The 18,906-nt window shown below is 63.2% G+C and carries 17 protein-coding genes; 9 read left to right on the forward strand and 8 right to left on the reverse strand.

What is annotated here, in order from left to right:
• Nucleotides 1–54 precede the first annotated feature (54 nt).
• The 5 genes from U873_RS36550 to U873_RS0101355 all read left to right on the forward strand — a co-directional run bounded on the left by U873_RS36550 (nucleotide 55) and on the right by U873_RS0101355 (nucleotide 6,572).
• Nucleotides 55–234 (forward strand): hypothetical protein, encoded by a 180-nt coding sequence (locus U873_RS36550; protein WP_157838050.1) that lies wholly within the window; start codon nucleotides 55–57, stop codon nucleotides 232–234.
• Nucleotides 235–602: 368 nt separating this feature from the next.
• Complete coding sequence (locus U873_RS0101340) at nucleotides 603–1,670, forward strand: fatty acid desaturase (RefSeq protein WP_025126519.1); 1,068 nt, start codon at nucleotides 603–605, stop codon at nucleotides 1,668–1,670.
• A 182-nt stretch (nucleotides 1,671–1,852) separates the two neighbouring features.
• The gene (locus U873_RS0101345) at nucleotides 1,853–2,998 is read left to right on the forward strand and encodes an EstA family serine hydrolase (RefSeq protein WP_025126520.1); all 1,146 of its coding nucleotides are present in this window, start codon (nucleotides 1,853–1,855) and stop codon (nucleotides 2,996–2,998) included.
• Nucleotides 2,999–3,311: 313 nt separating this feature from the next.
• Nucleotides 3,312–5,351: an NADPH-dependent 2,4-dienoyl-CoA reductase gene (locus tag U873_RS0101350; RefSeq protein ID WP_025126521.1), complete on the forward strand. Its 2,040-nt coding sequence runs from the start codon at nucleotides 3,312–3,314 to the stop codon at nucleotides 5,349–5,351.
• 291 nt (nucleotides 5,352–5,642) lie between these two features.
• The gene (locus U873_RS0101355) at nucleotides 5,643–6,572 is read left to right on the forward strand and encodes a 1-aminocyclopropane-1-carboxylate deaminase/D-cysteine desulfhydrase (protein WP_025126522.1); all 930 of its coding nucleotides are present in this window, start codon (nucleotides 5,643–5,645) and stop codon (nucleotides 6,570–6,572) included.
• Here U873_RS0101355 and U873_RS0101360 read toward each other — a convergent pair.
• The 3 genes from U873_RS0101360 to U873_RS0101370 all read right to left on the reverse strand — a co-directional run bounded on the left by U873_RS0101360 (nucleotide 6,563) and on the right by U873_RS0101370 (nucleotide 9,357).
• Nucleotides 6,563–7,117 carry a cytochrome b gene (locus U873_RS0101360; RefSeq protein ID WP_025126523.1) on the reverse strand — a complete coding sequence of 185 codons (555 nt, stop codon included), beginning with the start codon at nucleotides 7,115–7,117 and terminating at the stop codon, nucleotides 6,563–6,565. The two genes, U873_RS0101355 and U873_RS0101360, sit on opposite strands and share 10 nt — an antisense overlap.
• Before the next feature lie 200 nt (nucleotides 7,118–7,317).
• Nucleotides 7,318–8,145 (reverse strand): phosphonoacetaldehyde hydrolase, encoded by an 828-nt coding sequence (gene phnX, locus U873_RS0101365; RefSeq protein WP_025126524.1) that lies wholly within the window; start codon nucleotides 8,143–8,145, stop codon nucleotides 7,318–7,320.
• A 102-nt stretch (nucleotides 8,146–8,247) separates the two neighbouring features.
• A complete protein-coding gene (locus U873_RS0101370) occupies nucleotides 8,248–9,357 on the reverse strand; it encodes a 2-aminoethylphosphonate--pyruvate transaminase (protein WP_025126525.1) in 1,110 nt (369 codons plus the stop codon).
• A gap of 110 nt (nucleotides 9,358–9,467) precedes the next feature.
• On the opposite strand from U873_RS0101370, the gene U873_RS0101375 reads away from it, so the two are divergent.
• Complete coding sequence (locus tag U873_RS0101375; protein ID WP_025126526.1) at nucleotides 9,468–10,328, forward strand: LysR substrate-binding domain-containing protein; 861 nt, start codon at nucleotides 9,468–9,470, stop codon at nucleotides 10,326–10,328.
• A gap of 124 nt (nucleotides 10,329–10,452) precedes the next feature.
• Here U873_RS0101375 and U873_RS0101380 read toward each other — a convergent pair whose 3' ends face one another.
• Entirely contained in the window at nucleotides 10,453–11,340 is an 888-nt protein-coding gene (locus U873_RS0101380) for a LysR substrate-binding domain-containing protein (protein WP_025126527.1), read from the reverse strand.
• Nucleotides 11,341–11,625: 285 nt separating this feature from the next.
• On the opposite strand from U873_RS0101380, the gene U873_RS0101385 reads away from it, so the two are divergent.
• The 3 genes from U873_RS0101385 (at nucleotide 11,626) to U873_RS0101395 (ending at nucleotide 15,254) form a co-directional block, all read left to right on the forward strand.
• The gene (locus tag U873_RS0101385) at nucleotides 11,626–12,951 is read left to right on the forward strand and encodes an MFS transporter (protein ID WP_025126528.1); all 1,326 of its coding nucleotides are present in this window, start codon (nucleotides 11,626–11,628) and stop codon (nucleotides 12,949–12,951) included.
• A gap of 98 nt (nucleotides 12,952–13,049) precedes the next feature.
• Complete coding sequence (locus U873_RS0101390; RefSeq protein WP_025126529.1) at nucleotides 13,050–14,441, forward strand: FAD-dependent oxidoreductase; 1,392 nt, start codon at nucleotides 13,050–13,052, stop codon at nucleotides 14,439–14,441.
• Between the two features lie 108 nt (nucleotides 14,442–14,549).
• Nucleotides 14,550–15,254: a YebC/PmpR family DNA-binding transcriptional regulator gene (locus U873_RS0101395; RefSeq protein ID WP_011062247.1), complete on the forward strand. Its 705-nt coding sequence runs from the start codon at nucleotides 14,550–14,552 to the stop codon at nucleotides 15,252–15,254.
• A gap of 69 nt (nucleotides 15,255–15,323) precedes the next feature.
• Here the strand turns inward: U873_RS0101395 and U873_RS0101400 are convergent, their stop codons facing one another.
• The 4 genes from U873_RS0101400 to zapE form a co-directional block, all read right to left on the reverse strand.
• Nucleotides 15,324–16,637, reverse strand: a complete 1,314-nt coding sequence (locus U873_RS0101400) for a leucine-rich repeat-containing protein kinase family protein (RefSeq protein WP_025126530.1) — start codon at nucleotides 16,635–16,637, stop codon at nucleotides 15,324–15,326.
• A gap of 90 nt (nucleotides 16,638–16,727) precedes the next feature.
• Nucleotides 16,728–17,096 (reverse strand): hypothetical protein, encoded by a 369-nt coding sequence (locus tag U873_RS0101405; RefSeq protein ID WP_025126531.1) that lies wholly within the window; start codon nucleotides 17,094–17,096, stop codon nucleotides 16,728–16,730.
• A complete protein-coding gene (locus tag U873_RS0101410; RefSeq protein WP_025126532.1) occupies nucleotides 17,083–17,697 on the reverse strand; it encodes a hypothetical protein in 615 nt (204 codons plus the stop codon). Before U873_RS0101410 ends, U873_RS0101405 begins: the two co-directional genes overlap by 14 nt.
• Nucleotides 17,694–18,824 carry a cell division protein ZapE gene (gene zapE, locus U873_RS0101415; protein WP_025126533.1) on the reverse strand — a complete coding sequence of 377 codons (1,131 nt, stop codon included), beginning with the start codon at nucleotides 18,822–18,824 and terminating at the stop codon, nucleotides 17,694–17,696. The genes U873_RS0101410 and zapE overlap by 4 nt, the downstream gene beginning before the upstream one ends.
• Nucleotides 18,825–18,906: the final 82 nt, after the last annotated feature.

Raw genomic sequence — 18,906 nt, forward strand, 5'->3', positions numbered from 1 at the left:
GTGCTGGATCGTGACATTTCTCTGAAATCTGTACCAAAGGTACAGCAAAACAACATGTTAGAACGTTTTTTGGCTGAAATGGCAAGTTTTTCAGCAATGCGCCGGGTTTTCGCCGTCAGGTTGATCGAGGTCGGTGTTGCTGGCCACCTGGGCCCTTTCTGCTGTTTGTCGGCGCAGGAAAACCAGGCCTGGGATGCCGGCAGTCTTTCCTGGGGGCACAGGCGCAGCGAATAACCCGTCCAGCGAGGTATTCCACATTGGGTTCGGGTTCTGACGGTATCTAGTGTGATGTTACGGATTCTACGGGGTTATTCCTGTTCCACATTTTCTTATTGAGCTTAAAAGTAGTGTGGGATGTGACTTTTTAGAGAAAGTTGCTTTGAAAGTTTTCGGTTAATTGACGTAAGTGTCGAGTTTTCCTGGACTTTATAGTGCGGGTTTAGACTGGCTGGTCATTCATAACAGATGTAGTTTTATCTGGCGGGTCAGGCCGCCGCTTAGCAGGTGTAACTTTATTTCCGGGCCTTTAATTTTTTTTGCCATTAAGCTGTGCTTCCCTAATCGAGCTCGTTCCCAGCCATTTTATTCAAGAGGATGAAATGATGAATCTCTTAGAAAAAGAGTATGACGGTGATCATCCAATGACCGATCAGCAACTAAGTGAAGAGGTCAGCAGGAAAATCACCGAACACAGTAACGACTTGCGAAAGCGCTATCCGATCTTGAGTTATCAAAATGCTATTGGTTCAAGTGTCATGGCTTTTTCGATACTCGGGATGCTGGTCTCCGGCAGTCTGTATGTGAAAGGCATCATACCGGCCTGGTTATGTATTCTGGTGAACGCATTAATGACATCGTTCATTCATGAACTTGAACATGATCTGATTCACCGGTTGTATTTCAGAAAGCAGCCTTTGGCGCACAACTTCATGATGCTGCTGTGCTGGCTGGCCCGCCCGGGGATGCCCAGCCCCTGGGTTCGGCGCAATCTGCACTTTCATCATCACAAGGAGTCGGGAACCAATACCGATGTCGAAGCCTGGATCACCACCAGCGGCAACCCCTGGGGCCTGCTGCGGTTGCTGAAGCTGGTGGATGGTTTCCTGTTCGGCTTTGCGAATGCCGTGCGTGCCCCGGGTTGGCGGCAAAAGATGCATCTGCTAGGCAAGATCATTCGCCTCAATACGCCTCTGGGGTTTTTGTACTGGGGGTGCTGGTACGTATTCCTGGGTTATCACTTATACACCTTGGCCGCGCCGTTGCTGGGTATGGACTTGCATATTTCAGCCGCGACCTTGCAGGTGATGAATGTAGTCGATAGCGCAGTGGTCATTGTTGTTGCACCCAATATGATTCGACAATTCTGTCTGTATTTCATCAGTTCCAACATGCACTACTACGGTGATGTCATGCCGCGAAATGTGCTGCAGCAGACTCAAGTGATGAACCATTGGTTGTTGTGGCCGTTCCAGTTGTTCTGTTTCAACTTTGGCAGTACTCACAGTATTCACCACTTTGTGGTGAGGGATCCTTTCTATTTGCGCCAGATGACAGCGCCCTATGCTCATAAAGTTATGGCGGAGGCGGGGGTCAGGTTTAATGACCTCGGAACTTATCGACGCGCAAATCGTTTTGCGATGAATACTACCCAGTTCTCGTCAAGAGGCTGAGTCAGCTTGTAATACACAACAGCATATTAATGGTTGGGGCGAGCTTCCTTGTAATACAGGAGGCGGGCTAATTCCTGGGCGCGATTTGCCTGTATCCATATGACTCGAAGGCCAGCAGTCAGTTTTATTGTGGATGAGAGTTACCGCCTGGGTCGGTATTTTAAACGAATGGAGTCTTGGTAATGGAAGCAAAAGGGACGTGTGCTAATGGGTTCGAAGCCGTTCAACGCGCTTTTGAAGCAATGTTCGATGATTCCCATGAGTTTGGTGGGGCGGTTTGCATACAAGTCGGCGGCGAGACGGTTGTCGACTTATGGGCCGGTGTGGCAGATCCGCAGGGCGAAAAACCCTGGGACCGCGATACCCTGGGCAATACCTTCTGCACGGTAAAACCCTTTGCTGCGGTAGCGCTGCTGATGTTGGTGGAGGAGGGCAAGCTGGACCTGGATAAACCGGTGGCCCATTACTGGCCTGAGTTCGCTCAGGGCGGCAAAGGCCAGGTCACCCTGCGCCAGGTCATGGCTCACACTTCGGGCATTCCCGCACTTCGAGCGCCAAACCATAACGCCAAGATGTATGACTGGGAGCACATGACTGAAGTCCTGGCGGCGGAGCCATTGTGGTGGGAGCCGGGGACGGACATGGGGTATGCCACCACCGTCTACGGCTGGATAGTTGGCGAGATGATCCGTCGGGCCGACGGTCGGGATCCTTGCACCTTTATCCATGAGGAGATCTCGCAACCCAATGAGTTGGATGTGCATCTGGGAGTGGATGAGCAGCACTTTCATCGCATCGCCCACTATGGCGATTCCAAAGGCCGGGTAGGGGATCGCTATGCGGAGGATTTACGCCAAGTGCTGATCAGCCAGCCATCCCATGTGGCGACATTGGCCTTCACCAATCCGGGCATGGTGCCCAAAAGAACCTCCGATCCTCGCTGGTGGGGCTATCAGCAACCCGGCGTGAGTGGATACGGCACAGCCCACGGCCTGGCCGGCTTTTACAGCGCGCTGTTGGGTGGGCGGCTGATCGGGCCTGAGTTGCTGAGTGAGTTCACCCGTGAGCACAGCAATGGCATGGACCGCATCTGGATGCGACCCATGCGCTACGGGCTGGGCTGCATGATGGAGCAGCCGGACGACCCGGCGGCTTCCCATGGCATGGGACCCAATACCTTTGGTCATATCGGGCTGGGGGGGCCTATCAGTTTCGCCGACCCCGATCGCGATGTGAGCTTTGGTTTTGTCACCACCACCTCGGGCCGTCACATGATGATCGACCCTCGTGCGCGGGAACTGGCCGAACTGGCGTACGCGGCGCTCTAGAGGTTGCAGTGCTGCGCCGTGGCCACGAGGGGTGTCTTCGCGGTCGCGGCGAGGCTGCATCAGGCTCCCGGTTTGTACCGTTGAAGCCTGCACTCTGCTGCCATTGATCGGTGTCCTGCATGGAGGCCGATAACCTGGCTGGACCTCCCCTGGCGCTGAGGTCGTTGCGGTCAATGGCTGTGCGTTTTGGTCATCAAGTTGTCAGTTACGGTCATTGAGCCTCGGATGATGTGCTCTTAGTCTTTGCAGCACTACTGATGGAAGCCGCAGAGCTTCCGCATTTTTCCGTGATTGCCCGATCTGGAGTGACACCATGGCTGCCGCACCTTACCCGCACCTGCTGGCCCCCCTCGACCTGGGGTTCACCACCTTGCGCAACCGCACCCTGATGGGCTCGATGCACACAGGCCTGGAAGAGAAGCCCGGCGGCTTCGAACGCATGGCGGCGTACTTTGCCGAGCGCGCCCGGGGCGGCGTGGGCCTGATGGTCACCGGCGGCATTGGTCCCAACGACGAGGGCGGGGTCTACTCCGGCGCGGCCAAGCTGACCACCGAGGAAGAGGCCCTCAAGCACCAGATCGTGACCCGCGCGGTGCACGAGGCCGGCGGCAAGATCTGCATGCAGATCCTTCATGCCGGGCGCTACGCCTATAGCCCCAAGCAGGTCGCTCCGAGCGCGATCCAGGCGCCGATCAACCCGTTCAAGCCCAAGGAGCTGGACGAGGAAGGCATCGAGAAGCAGATCCGTGATTTCGTCACCTGCTCGACCCTGGCGCAGAAGGCCGAGTACGACGGTGTCGAGATCATGGGCTCGGAAGGTTATTTCATTAACCAGTTCCTGGCCGCCCACACCAACCACCGTACCGACCGTTGGGGCGGCAGCTATGAAAACCGCATGCGCCTGCCGGTGGAGATTGTCCGCCGGGTGCGTGAGGCCGTGGGTCCGAACTTCATCATCATCTTCCGCCTGTCGATGCTCGACCTGGTGGAAGGCGGCAGCACCTGGGAAGAGATCGTGCAGTTGGCCCAGGCCATCGAGCAGGCCGGTGCGACCCTGATCAACACCGGGATCGGCTGGCACGAAGCGCGGATCCCGACCATTGCCACCAAGGTGCCGCGTGCCGCGTTCAGCAAGGTCACGGCCAAGCTGCGGGGCTCGGTGAGCATTCCGCTGATCACTACCAACCGCATCAACACCCCGGAAGTCGCCGAGCAGATCCTCGCTGAAGGCGATGCCGACATGGTCTCCATGGCCCGGCCCTTCCTGGCCGACCCGGACTTCGTCAACAAGGCCGCCGAAGGGCGTGCGGACGAGATCAACACCTGCATCGGCTGCAACCAGGCGTGCCTGGACCACACCTTCGGCGGCAAGCTGACCAGTTGCCTGGTCAACCCCCGTGCCTGCCACGAAACCGAGCTGAACTACCTGCCGGTCAAGCAGATCAAGAAGATCGCCGTGGTCGGCGCCGGCCCGGCCGGGCTGTCTGCCGCCACCGTGGCCGCCGAGCGCGGGCACCAGGTGACCCTGTTCGACTCCGCCAGTGAAATCGGCGGCCAGTTCAATGTTGCCAAGCGGGTGCCGGGCAAGGAGGAGTTCTTCGAGACCCTGCGCTATTTCAAGCGCAAGCTGCAGACCAGCCATGTCGAACTGTGCCTCGACACCCGGGTGGACGTGGAGCAACTGGTGGCCGGCGGTTTTGATGAAATCATCCTGGCCACCGGCATCGCGCCACGCGTGCCGGCGATTCCCGGGGTGGAGAATCCCAAGGTCCTGAGCTACCTGGACGTGCTGCTGCAGCGCAAACCGGTGGGCAAGAGCGTGGCGGTGATCGGCGCCGGCGGTATCGGCTTCGACGTATCCGAGTTCCTGGTACACCAGGGCGTGGCCACCAGCCAGGATCGCGAAGCGTTCTGGAAGGAGTGGGGCATCGACACCCAGCTTGAAGCCCGCGGCGGTGTGGCCGGGATCAAGGCCGAACCCCATGCGCCGGCGCGCCAGGTGTTCCTGCTGCAACGCAAGAAGACCAAGGTCGGCGACGGCCTGGGCAAGACCACTGGGTGGATCCACCGCACCGGGTTGAAGAACAAGCAGGTGCAGATGCTCAACAGTGTCGAATACCTGAAGATCGACGATGCCGGTTTGCACATTCGCATTGGTGAGGCTGGCGAACCCCAGGTGCTGGCAGTGGACAACATCGTCATTTGCGCCGGGCAGGACCCGCTGCGCGAACTGCAGGATGGGCTGGTGGCCGCAGGACAGAACGTGCACCTGATCGGCGGCGCCGATGTGGCGGCCGAGCTGGACGCCAAGCGGGCCATCAACCAGGGCTCGCGCCTGGCGGCCGAGTTGTAATCGGGCGCTGATTCGCCCTGTTCACGATCCTCTGAACAGGGCGGGAAACGGCTGCAAAGGCGCCGTTCAGGCGCCTGTCGAATGAGCGTCTGCGCACCATTCCGGACCTGGCAGGAGCCAGCTGGAACGGTCCTGAACAGGTTTCGGGCGTTCGCTTCACTGCCTGGGCTCTGCCCTTTCCTGGGCCTCCAGCCTTGCCGTTCCCAGTGCCGCCACCGCTGCTTGCCGCTCCTGGCTGCCCCCTTGCCGCTGTGGTTACACTGGCACTCCTTTGCCCCCAGTAGTGTGTCGATGTCTTTTCCTGATTCCTTTGCTTGGCTCCCTCATGCACCGCTGCACCGGCTGGAGCTGGACTGGCTGTGCCAGGCCGGCGTCGAGGTGGCACTGTTGCGCCTGGACCTGATCGATCCACTGATTTCCGGCAACAAGTGGTTCAAGCTGGTGCAACACCTGGCGGCGGCGCGGCAGGCCGGTGCCCAGGGCATCATCAGCCTTGGCGGGGCGCATTCCAATCACCTGCATGCCCTGGCCGCCGCTGGCCAGCGCTTCGCCTTTCCCACGGTCGGGTTGTTGCGCGGCCATCCCCAGGACACGCCGACCGTGCTCGATCTGCAACGCTTCGGCATGCAATTGCACTGGCTGGGTTACGGCGGCTATCGAGCCCGCCACGAGGCCGGATTCTGGGGGCCCTGGCAGGCGCAGTACCCGCACTTGCATCCGGTGCCCGAGGGCGGTGGCGGTTTGCCCGGTGCCCTGGGCTGCCTGCCATTGCGTGATCAGGTGCAGCAGCAGTTGCCGGCCCTTGGCTGGGATGACTATCACGGCTGGTGGCTGGCCGCCGGCACCGGCACGACGCTGGCCGGGCTGGTGCTGGCGGAAGACGGCGCGCACCCGGTGCATGGCGCGCTGGCGGTGCCGGACGATCATGGGGTGGCCCAGCAGGTTGAGAGTATTCTCAGGGCCGCCGGCCGGCCGGCGCAGGGTTACCAGTTGCTGGATGCCAGCCGTGGCGGTTTTGCCAAGGTCGACGAGCCGCTCCTGGCGTTTATCCGCAGCAGCGAGCAACAGTGCGCGGTGCCGTTGGAGCCGCTGTACACCGGCAAGGCGCTGCTGGCCCTGCATGAGCAGGTCCTGGCCGGACGGATTGCCCGGGGCAGTCGCTGGATCTTCGTCCATACCGGCGGCCTGCAGGGCCGCCGTGGGTTATTGGCTCAGGCCTGACCGCGCCTGCGCCACATCCGCTGCAGGGTGTTGTCGCGCATCACGTAGTGGTGATAGACCCCGGCCAGGGCATGCAGGCCAATCAGCCAGTAGCCGACAGTACCCAACAGTTCGTGCCAGCTCTGCAGCTGCTTGGCCAGAGCCTTGTCCTCCGCCAGCAGCAGCGGCAGATCGAGCCCGTAGAACATCACCTGATGTCCTTTGGCACTGGTGGTCAGCCAGCCGAGGATCGGCATGGCGATCATGAACAGATACAGCGCCCAGTGCATCAGGGTCGACAGCAGCCGTTGCCAGTGGGGCGGGGTGGGCAGGATCTTCGGCGCTACGCCCTGGGCACAAGCGAACAGACGCAGCCAGACCAGCGCAAACACTGTCAGGCCGAGCATGAAGTGGGCTTCGACAATCAGCGTGCGCCCACCGCTGCCTTTGGGAAAGATGCCGCGAAATTCGATACAGGCATAAACCACGGCCAGTAGCACCAGCATCAACCAGTGCAGGGCGATCGTCATGGTGCTGTAGCGAGACTCAGTGTTTTTCCAGGGCATACCGGACATCCTCGGTCATCAGGTCTGAAGCCTCCGTTCTTGAGCGACGGAGTGCTTTAACTGTAATCCGCTTTATGCCGGTCTGCCTGGGGCTGTGGCGGCTTTTATTGCATCCCTGCGCAGCGCTGGGGCGGTGGGCGGGTATAAAAAAACGGCGGCCCCGAAGGCACCGCCGTTTTTGTTGTTGCCCTGGGCCTGAATCAGTTGCCCTGGGGCATTTCCCCCCGGGCCAGGCGCTGGTTGATGTCGGCAATCACCTGGGGCAGGTCGGCGATGGTGTCGATCAGGTAGTGCGGGCGCGACGCCTCGAACAGCTTGTGGATGCGCTTGCGCTCGCTGGCCAGGGTGTCGCTGGCCAGGGCCCGGTAGCCTTCGTAGCTCAGGCCCAGGGCGTTGCCCGAGCAGGTCAGCGCCACGGTCCACATGCCGGCGCGGCGGCCTTCGAGAATGCCCGGCACGGTGTCGTCGATCTTCACGCAGGCGGCCACGTCGTCAATGCCCAGGGCGATCACGTTGGCCAGGGCCTGGGCCGGCCATGGGCGGCCGTTGGGCACTTCGTCGGTGGCCACCACGTGATCGGCGATGTAACCGTTGGAGGCAGCCAGGGCTACCACCTTGTCCATCACCTGCTTGGGATAGCCGGAGCACGAGCCGATCTTGATCCCCTGTTCGCGCAGTTTGGTGATCACCTCCAGGGCGCCGGGGATCAGTGCCGAGTGCTCGGCGATCTTCTCGATCTGCAACGGCATGAAGCGTTCGTAGATGGCGGTCACGTCGGCGTCAGTCGGGGTGCGGCCGAAGACCTTGCGGTAGCGCTCGGCCACCTCCGGCAGGTTGCACAGGGTGCGGATGTGGTCCCACTTGCCCATGCCCATGGGGCCGCGGGCTTCTTCGATGGACACCTGCACATCGAACTCGGCGAAGGCTTCGACAAAGATCTGGGTCGGGGCGAAGGAGCCGAAGTCGACCACGGTGCCGGCCCAGTCGAGGATCGCCGCTTGCAGCTGAGAAGGGTTGCTGTAGTTCATGGTTTCGATGCCTGTGTAGGAGCGAGCTTGCTCGCGAAAAAAGGTTCGGGATCGCGTCGCCTGATTCGCGAGCAAGCTCGCTCCTACAGGCTCGGTGGGGAGTCAGATATCGAGGACTTCCATCTCTTGCAGCACCTGGGCAATGGCGGTGACGGCAGCCTGCATGCCGCGGCGGTCGACATGGCCGATGCAGCCTACGCGAAAGGTTTCGACCTGGGTCAGCTTGCCCGGGTAGAGGATGAAACCCTTGGCCTTGACCCGCTCGTAGAAATCCTTGAACTGGTAGCGCGGATCCTGCGGGGCGTGGAAGGTGACGATGATCGGCGCCTGGATCGCTTGCGGCAGAAAACTGCGCAGGCCCAGTGCGCCCATGCCATCGAGCAGTGTCTGGCAGTTGTCGGCGTAGCGTGCATGGCGCGCCGGCAGGCCACCTTCCTCGGTGTATTGCAGCAGGGCTTCATGCAGCGCGGCGACCACGTGGGTCGGTGGGGTGAAGCGCCACTGGCCGGTCTTGGCCATGTAGGCGTGCTGGTCGTAGAGGTCCATGGCCAGGGAGTGGGCGTTGCCCGCCGCCTGGGCCAGGGCGTCCTTGCGGGCGAAGACGAAGCCCATGCCCGGCACGCCTTCCAGGCATTTGCCGGAGGCGGCGATCAACGCATCGAAGGGGATTTCCCGGGCATCGATGGGCAGGGCGCCGAAGGAGCTCATGGCATCGATGATCAGGCGTTTGCCATGACGGGCGACGACCTGAGCGATCTCCGGCAGCGGGTTGAGGATGCCGGTGCTGGTTTCGCAGTGGATCAGTGCCACATGGGTAATGGCGTTGTCGGCTTTGAGCAGGCCTTCGACATCGGCGGCGGTAGTTGGCTGGTCCTCGGCGGTTTCAAAGGTGCTGAAGTCGCGGCCGAGCACTTCGCAGATCTTCGCCAGGCGTTTGCCATAGGCTCCGTTGATCAGAACCAGAACCTTGCCGTCGCGGGGCACCAGGGTGCCGATCGCCGCTTCCACGGCGAAGGTGCCGCTGCCTTGCAGGGGCACGCAGTGGTGAGTGTCGGCGCCGTCGACAATGGCCAGCAGCTGTTGGCACAGGCTGGCGGTCAGTTGGTTGAAGCGGTCATCCCACGAACCCCAGTCGACCAGCATCGCCTGGCGGGTACGGGCAGACGTGGTCAGGGGGCCGGGGGTAAGCAGGATTGGCTCGGCGATGCTCATGCTGTGTCCTCGAAAAGGTGGGGATGACGCTACGGGGACTAAATTGCAGTTTGCCTTGTCATCAATCAAATTGTTTGTTGTTATGCCAGCCATCAGTGAGGCCGATAGCTATGAACCTGTTTCAACTCCGCGCATTTGACGCCGTGGCCCGGGAAGGCAGCTTTACCCGGGCCGCCGGGCGGCTGTTCATCAGCCAGCCGGCGGTGACCGGGCACATCAAGGCCCTGGAGGAGCATTACCAGATCACCCTGTTGCGCCGCACCGCGCGCCGGGTGGAACTGACCGAGGAAGGCATCAAGCTGGCGGCGATCACCCGAGCCATGTTCGGCCTGGCGGAAGAGGCCCAGGCAATGCTCGAGGCCAATCGGCAGCTATTGACCGGGCGCCTGGAGGTGGCGGCGGACGGCCCGCACCTGGTCATGCCGATGCTTGCCAGCCTGCGGGCGCGCTACCCGGGGGTCACGGTCAACCTGCGCCTGGGCAATGCCCAGGAAACCCTGGCGGCGCTGTTGTCCGAGCATGCCGACGTGGCAGTGCTGACCGAGGTCGAGCCGCGCAAGGGCCTGCACCTGCAAAGCCTGGGGGAGTCGCGGATGTGCGCGCTGGTGCCTCAGGGGCATCCCTGGTTGGAACTGGCCGAGGGCATTGCCATCGAGCAACTGGACCAGGTGATCATGGTGCTGCGCGAGCCGAGCTCGATTACCCGCCGCACCTTCGACGAGGCCTGCGTGCTGGCCAGGGTCCAGCCCCGGGTGCTGCTGGAGCTGGACAGCCGCGAAGCGGTGACCGAGGCGGTGGCGGCGCACCTGGGGGTTGGCATTGTCAGTTCGGTGGAGGTGGGCCACGACCCGCGGGTGCGCACGGTGCCGATCCGCGGTGCGGGGCTGGTCAACCGGCACATGATCGGCTGCGTGGAACGGCGTCGTGATCTGCGCCTGATCCAGGCGTTTTTCGCCCTGGCTCCAGCCTGAGCCCGGCTTCACTCTTGTAGGAGCTGGCTTGCCAGCGAAGAGGCCCGAAAGATCGCCTTCGCCGGAAAGCCAGGCTCCTGCGGTGGCGGTGTCTGGGCGATCGCTTTCGCCGGCAAGCCGGCTCCTACGGGGCGGTGGGGGAGGCCAGGCTTTCGCGTACCAGGTCGAGGAAGGTGGCGACGATCCGTCGTGAACTCTGTTCGCGCAGGCACACCAGGGTTTCGGTCAGGCGCCGCTGGCAGTCGACGATCGGCAGGGCGCAGACCCGGGCATCGGCGCCGAACTCCGCCGCCGAGACCACGCCCACGCCAATGCCCACCACCACCGCTTCACGCGCGGCTTCGCGACCTTCCACCTGGATGGTCGGGCGGATGCGCAGGCCGGCGCGGTTCATTTCCTCTTCCAGGGTCTGGCGGGTCACCGAGCCGACCTCCCGCAGTACCAGGGGCGTGTCGTCCAGGTCGGCGAGGCAGATGGACTGGCGGCCGGCCCAAGGGTGGTGGCGGGAGACGAACGCCACCATCGGGTCGTTGCGCAGGGTCAGAGACAGCAGGCGCTCGTCGTCCACCGCCCGCCCCAGCAGAGCCAGGTCGGCCTGGTAATTGAACAGGCGCAGCAGCGACTCATCGGTGTTGCCGGTTTCGATCTTCACATTGATCCCGGGGTACAGCTCGCAGAACCGGGCGATCTGCGGCAGCACATGCACCGGAGCATCCACCGCCAGTACCAGGCTGCCGGTCTGCAAGGCCCGGGACTCTTGCAGCAGCTCCTTGGCTTCGGCCTCCACCACGAACAGGCGCTGGGTGATGGCCAGCAGGCGCTCGCCCAGGTCGGTCAGGCGCACAGAGCGCTTGTTGCGATGAAACAGCAGCACCCCGAAGCGCTCTTCGAGCTTGCGCACCTGGTCGGAAATCGCCGGCTGCGTCAGGTACAGGCGTTCGGCGGCCCGGGTGAAGCTGCCGTGCACCGCCACGGCGTGGAAGGCTTTCAATTGGGCGTGGGAAACCGACATGGGCCAATCCTCTTACAAGCTGAGCTTATATTTGAAATACGATAAATCGATTTCATTTATTAGTCAGTAATTGCTTCCATCCCTGCAAGCCCCGTGACCGGTCGGTCGACCGGCACCGGGCCCTGATGCCTGTGCGTGCAGCTTCGGTCCCGAAACGGGCCGGCAACAGGACTCATCTGACCAGCAGCGCCCGCCGCGCGGGCCTTGCTGCAGTGCTCAAGAATAAAAAACACAGGCGTTTGCTTCGCATCCTGCCGGCACACTCACCCTGAGGTCAGAACCACAATGAACAAGCAGATCGGCACCATCAAACGTTGGCGCGTGCAGATTTTCGCCATCACCTGGATCGCCTACGCGGCGTTCTACTTCACCCGCAAAGCCTTTTCCGTCGCCAAACTGGGGATCGCCGACGATCCCGACTTCACCCTCGACAAGATGGCCATGGCCAACCTCGACGCCATCTATCTGGCGGCCTACGCCGTGGGGCAGTTCACCTGGGGGATCTTCGCCGACCGCTTCGGCCCGCGGGTGGTGGTGCTCGGCGGCCTGCTGATTTCCGCCGCTGCGGCCCTGGTGATGGGCAGCTTCGCCACCTTGCCGGTGTTTGCCACCTGCATGCTGATCCAGGGGCTGGCGCAATCCACCGGCTGGTCGGGGCTGTGCAAGAACATCGGCAGTTTCTTTCCCGCCGTGCAGCGCGGCAGGGTGCTGGGGCTGTGGAGCTCCTGCTATGCCTTCGGCGGCCTGGTGGCCTCGCCCTTTGCCGGCTGGTGGGCCTATACGCTGATCGGCACCTGGCACGCGGCGTTCATTTCCAGTGGGGTGGTGGTGGGCCTGACCGCGGTGCTGTTCTTCATCTTCCAGCGCAATACCCCGGAGGACGTGGGCCTGCCGGCCGTGGAGCCGTTGCCCCCGCAGAGCGCCGAAGAAGACGCCGCCGAACGGCGCATGAGCGTCTGGGAACCGCTGCGCGAGATCCTGCGCAACCGCACGGTGCTGATCCTCGGGCTGTCGTACTTCCTGCTCAAGCCGGCGCGCTACGCGATCCTGCTGTGGGGGCCGGTGATCGTCTACGAACAGATGCCGTCGGTGGGCAAGGTGGGGGCGGCGATCGTGCCCACCAGCTTTGAACTGGCCGGGCTGCTGGGGCCGGTGATGATCGGCCTGGCCTCGGACAAGCTGTTCGGCGCCCGGCGCATGCCGGCCTGTGTCATCAGCCTGCTGGCGCTGACGGTGTCCCTGGCGCTGTTCATGGGCGTTCTGCATACCGGTAGCGTGGTGCTGGTGATGGCCCTGCTGTTTTTCATGGGCCTGACCTTGTACGGGCCGGACTCGATGATCTGCGGCGCAGCAGCCATCGACTTCGGCTCGGCCAAGGCCGGGGCCACCGCGGCCGGTTTCGTCAATGGCTGCGGCTCGGTGGGCGCGGTGCTGGGTGGCCTGCTGCCGGGTTATTTCGACACGGTCACGGTGTTCATCGTGTTTGCCGCCTGCGCCCTGGTCTCGGCCCTGGTGCTGGTGCCGTACTGGAACAGCCGGCCCACTGGGCTCGAGCCGGTGTGCGCCCTGGTGCCCAATGGACCTTTGTTGATCAAACCGCTGCGTACCTGACTTTCGGGCCTCTTCGCCGGCAAGCCGGCTCCTGCGAAGTCTTGTAGGCGCTGGCTTGCCAGAGGACCCACTCGCCGTTTTTTACCTGGAGATTCACCATGCGACCTTTCTGGCTGGAACAGGCCCTGCAACAGCAACCCTCAGCGGCGTGCCCGCCCTTGTCGGGCGACACCACCTGCCAGGTGGCGATTGTCGGCGGCGGCTACACCGGGCTGTGGACCGCCATCATGCTCAAGGAGCAGAACCCCGGGCTCGACGTACTGCTGATCGAGGCGGATATCTGCGGCGCCGGTGCCAGTGGGCGCAACGGCGGCTGTGCGCTGTCCTGGTCGGCCAAGTACTTCACCCTGGAGCGGCTGTTCGGGGTCGAGGAGGCGGTGCGCCTGGTCAAGGAATCCGAGCAGAGCATCTATGCCATCGGCGCCTTCTGCGAGCGTTACGGGGTGGATGCCCAGTACCGCCTCGACGGCACTTTGTACACGGCCACCAACCCGGCCCAGGTCGGCTCCACCGATGGCGTGATTGCCGCGCTGGAGCGACGGGGCATCAACTCCTTCGAGAAACGGCCATTGGCCGAGGTTCGGCGCATGGCCGGTTCCAGCCAGCACCTGGAAGGCTGGTACTCCCCGGCCGCCGCCAGCGTACAGCCCGGATTGCTGGTGCGCGGGTTGCGCAGAGTGGCCTTGCAACTGGGGGTGAGAATCCACGAGAACAGCGCCATGACCGGCCTGGAGGAGGGCCGTCCGGCGCTGCTGCGTACCGCAACCGGGCAGATCCGCGCCGAGCGGGTGGTACTGGCGATGAATGCCTGGATGGCCCGAGCCTTCCCGCAGTTCGAGCGCAGCGTGGCGATTGTCTCCAGCGACATGCTGATCACCGAGCCGCGCCCGCAACTGTTGCAGCAGATCGGCCTGACCAGCGGGGTGACGGTGCTCGACTCACGGATTTTCGTGCACTACTACCACAACACCCCGGACGGCCGGATCATGCTCGGCAAGGGCGGCAATACCTTCGCCTACGGCGGGCGGATGCTGCCGGTGTTCGACCAGCCGTCGCCCTACGCCGGGCTGCTCCAGCGCAGCCTGGGGCAGTTCTTCCCGGCCTTTGCCGAGGTGCCGGTGGCGGCCACCTGGAATGGCCCGTCGGATCGCTCGGTCACCGGCCTGCCGTTCTTCGGCCAGATGAGCCGCGCGGGCAATGTGTTCTACGGGTTCGGCTATTCCGGCAGCGGCGTCGGCCCCTGCCACATGGGCGGGCAGATCCTCGCGTCCCTGGTCCAGGGGCTGGACAACCCCTGGACCCGCTCGCCGCTGGTCAACGGCCCCCTGGGTTATTTCCCCCCGGAACCGATCCGCTACCTGGGCTCGCTGATGGTGCGCAATGCTATCCGCCGCAAGGAGCGGGCCGAAGATCAGGAGCGCCGGCCGCGTCGTCTGGATGTGCGCCTGGCGCGCTTCGCGGCGGCGGCCGGCAAGGCCGACAAGGGCTGAAGCCTGGCGGCCACTGAGTTTTTGGTCGATCAGGGCCTTGAGGACGTATAAACTTGCCCATCGCGTCGGCCAAATCCAACTCGACGCCATCGATCAAGAGAGTGAGTAATGGGCGCACAGTGGAAGGTTAAACACAAAGAAGCAGCAGCCAATGCCAAGGGCAAGATCTTCGGCAAGCTGGTGAAAGAGATCACTATCGCCGCACGTAACGGCGCTGACACCGCCACCAACGCCCACCTGCGGCTGGTGGTCGAGCAAGCGAAAAAGGCCTCGATGCCCCGCGAGACCCTGGAACGCGCGATCAAGAAAGGCTCGGGCCAACTGGGCGAGACCGTGCAGTACCACCGCGTGACCTACGAAGGTTTCGCCCCGCACCAGGTGCCGTTGATCGTTGAGTGCGTGACCGACAACATCAACCGCACCGTGGCGGAAATCCGCGTGGCCTTCCGCAAGGGCCAACTGGGTGCCTCGGGCTCGGTGTCCTGGGATTTCAACCACGTGGGCATGATCGAAGCCTCGCCGGACAGCCCGGACGCCGATCCGGAACTGGCGGCCATCGAGGCCGGTGCCCAGGATTTCGAGCCGGGCGAAGAGGGCGCGACCCTGTTCCTGACCGAACCTGCGGACCTGGATGCGGTGCAGAAGGCATTGCCAGAACAAGGTTTCACCGTGCTGTCGGCCAAGCTCGGCTACCAGCCGAAGAACCCGGTCAGCGGCCTGAGCGATGAGCAGATGGCTGAAGTCGAGGCGTTCCTCGAAGGCCTGGACAACCATGACGACGTGCAGGACATGTTCGTCGGCCTGGCGGGCTAAGACCGCGATTCGCCGGCCAGCCGGCTCCTACCGGATGGTGTAGGAGCCGGCTGGCCTTTGAGGCTTTTTTCAAAGCCCCGCCAATTCCTCGCAGACCTGAGCAAAACCCGGTCGCGCCAGCACTTCGGGCTGGCAGCAGCGTTGCACCAGCGCCGCCAGTTTCTGCCGCTGTTCCAGGCTCAGCGAGCCATCCCCGCGCTCCAGCAATTCCTCCAGCAAGATACCGAAGGCCCGCACTTCCAGGCGTTGCAGCGCCCGGCTTTGCTCGGTGTCGTCCTGGGCATGGAAGGACGCCGCGCCAAAATCCCCCAGCAGGCAGTCACCCTGGGCGTTCCACAAGGTGTTGTGGCCATAGAGGTCGCCATGGGTAATGCCCTGGGCGTGCAGGTGGGCGCCCACCGAGGCAATGCCCCGGGCGATGCCCAAGGTTACGCCCGCGTTGAAGCCGGCCTGGTCCGGGTAGATGTCCCGGGAGCAGGAATCCAGGCTCGGCAACGCCGCGAGGTTGGCAAAACTTTTGTCGATCAACTGCATCACCAGGCCGTTCTGCCCCTGGGGATGGTCGAGGATCCGGCCCTCGACGCGGATCAGGTTCGGGTGCAGCCCGGCGCTGATGCAGGCGTTCATTTCATGCAGCGGCGAGCCGTCGCTGGTCATCTCGCCCTTGTACAGCTTGACCGCCACCGCTCGTGCCGGTTGCCCGGCGGGCTGCCATTGCGCCTGGTGAATCACCCCCGAGGCGCCTTCCCCCAGGCGTTGCTCCAGGGTCAGTTCGCTCCAGGGGATGCTCGGCGTGGATTCCAGGGCCGTGGCATCGGCTTCCGATTCCAGCGGGTTGCCGGCGTAGGCCAGCCAGGTCAGGCGTGGCAGGGCCAGGAGGAACGGCGGCAGCTCGGTCAGGCGGTTGGCGGCGATCCGCAGCAGTTCCAGGCGGTGGCACTGGCTCAGGCTCTCGGGCAGGCGGCTCAGGCGGTTGCCGGCGAGCATGAGTTTTTGCAGCAGCGGACGATTGCCCAGCTCCTCCGGCAGTTCGCTGATGCAGTTGTCGGTGAGGATCAGCCAGCGCAGCTGCGGCGGCAGGGCGGCGGCCGGTACATGTTCAATGCGGTTGGCCTTGAAGCCGATCATGCTCAGTTGCGCACACTGGCCGAGGCAGGCCGGCATTTCACTGAACTGGTTGTCCGAGCAGAACAGGATGCGCAGGCGAGTGAGCCGGTGCAGGTCCTCGGGCAGGCTGCTCAGGGCGTTGCCGCTGAGGTTGAGGATTTCCAGGGACTCGGCGAGGTCGAAGATCTCCCGGGGGAACTCGGTCAGCCCGCAGGACAGGTCCAGGCGCTTGATGCCGGCCAATTGGCCGGCCCGCAGTTGGGCAAGGGTATCCATGAACAGCGTCAACACTCGAAAGAAGGAGAAGGGCGGGCAGGATAAAGCAGAACGGCCGGTTTTGCTGCCTGAGCGGCCATGGGATGAGTGCTATTGGGTTTCCAGCAGCCTGAAGGTCAGCGCGCCCGCTCCCTGGATGTGGTCGGCAATCAGGGTGAGGTCGGTCTTGCGGCCTTTGCACCACAGTTGGCAGGCCAGTCTCATGGCGCATGGCTCGCTGTCCAGCGGGTAAAGGTCCAGGGCGACCCGGCCGCTGCGGTCCGGCTGGAAGGCCCGATCATAGGGCGCCAGGGCCAGGTCCCCGGGCTGTTCTCCCGAGCGGTGCAACTCTTCGAGGATTTCTGCATAAATGGCCGGGCTCACGCCAACGGCCGCCAATGCCGCCGGCTGGGCATTTTCAATGGCGCGCAAGAGCGCCTCTGCCAGTCGGTAAATCTCCTTGCGGTCAAATGCGTGCATCTTGCAGTGCTCCAGCCAAGCGACGAAATGCTGCGGGGTGCCTGGGGTTCCCGGCTTCAGCCAGCATCGACTCCAGGCTGTGGTGCTCCAGGGTGTTTTTTACCGACCCGGTGGCCGCTCTGCCCAGCGGGTTTTCCAGGTCGAAGTCGCTCTCCAGGGTTGCAAGCAGGTAGGCGCCCTGGTGGCGCCATTGGTTGAAACGCATGACGTGCCGGTCATCCAGAATCACCGCGCCTTCCTGCTTGTCGTCCGAGAAATGGAAAGCCAAGGGCGAAGCGGGCAGGTTTTGCTCGGTGGCAAGGCGTTTCCGGTACTTGAGCACGGACGTCAGGCGGGCCCCGGGGGCCAGGCTGAAGCCACTGCCGACCAGTTGCCGGTCAAGGAAGTAGCACTTGAACAGCACCTCCAGGGTTCGCTGGTGGTAGCGCGTCGTGCAGGTTTTTTCGTACAGGTGAAAGTCCTGGGGCGCGCCGATCCGCTCATAGCCTTTGGCCGCCAGTTCGGCGGCCGAGAAACTCTCCAGGCCAAATAGCCGGGAGTGCTGGAGGGTTGAATCTTGCAGGTGCAGGCACACCAGCTCGCAAAAGCTGATCGAACTCATGTGGCTACTCGCTCAAGCGGGTGCTCGGGGCCGATTTCCTGCAACTGCCCGAGGCGGCTGCGGGTGCGGGCCAGGTCGATGGCGTGGCCGCCCAGGCTGTCGGCCAGCGGGCGCTGGCCGATCAGCAGCAGGCGCTTGTCCTGGTCGTAGAGCACGTCGATCAGGTTGATGAAGCGCTGCTGGGCGGCGATCGAGCATTCGCCCAGTTCTGGCAGTTCGTCGATGATCCAGGTGTCGAACTGGCGGCTCAGTTCCAGGTAGTCCATGACCGCCGTGGGCTGCTCGCACAGGTCGTTGAACTCGAAGCGGATGCTGCGCTGCTGGCGCTGGCGGGTGGTCAGCTGGCGGCTGCCCACTTGCAGCTGTGCGGCCGGGGCATGGCGTTCGGGCAGCTTGAGCGCCTGGCGCTGGGCCGCGGTACCGGGCCAGACATATTGCCCCCGGGTAAAGACCTGTTGTTCGTGGGTTGGCGCGTGGGCCCGGTAATCCTCGGCACCACCGACTTCCATGACCTGCATGCGCGCGTTGATCAGCTCGATTACCGGTTTGAAGCGAGCATGGTACAGCGGGTTGGGCAGCAGGCCCTCGGGGGCGTAGTTGGAGGTCACCAGCAGCACGATGCCGCGCTTGAACAAGGCCTTGAACAGCCGGGTGATGAGCATCGCATCGCCGATGTCGTGGACATGGAACTCATCGAAACACAGGACCCGGCACTGACGGAGCAGCTCGTCCAGGGTGGTTTCCAGGGCATCTTCCTGTTGCCGGTGGCGAAACATGCCCTGGTGCAGCTGGGCGAAGAAATCGTGGAAGTGCAGGCGCTGTTTTTCAGCGATCGGCAGGGCGCGGAAGAAGCCGTCCAGCAGCCAGCTCTTGCCCCGGCCCACGGCGCCGTACAGGTACAGGCTCGGCGCCTGCGGCGTGGCCTGCTCCAGGGCGGCGGCCAGTTGCTCCATGCGCTCGATCACCTGCAACTGGCCGTGGCTCAGGGTGTAGCCCAGCTCCAGGGCCTTGTGGCGAAAGTAGTCGTGGATCAGCGTGCCGGCGGCGCTCGGGCGGCGGGCGGCCCTGGCGAACAGGCGACGCCAGGGAGATCGAGTCTGTGCAGGTGTTGGCGGTAAAGCGGCCAATGTTGATTACCCCGATGGTTCCAGGCCGCTCACCTTAAGAGCGGCGCGCCAATTTAACCAATAGAAAATGCCCCGGCCAGTC

The organism is Pseudomonas sp. PH1b (assembly GCF_000633395.1).
Lineage (GTDB): Bacteria > Pseudomonadota > Gammaproteobacteria > Pseudomonadales > Pseudomonadaceae > Aquipseudomonas.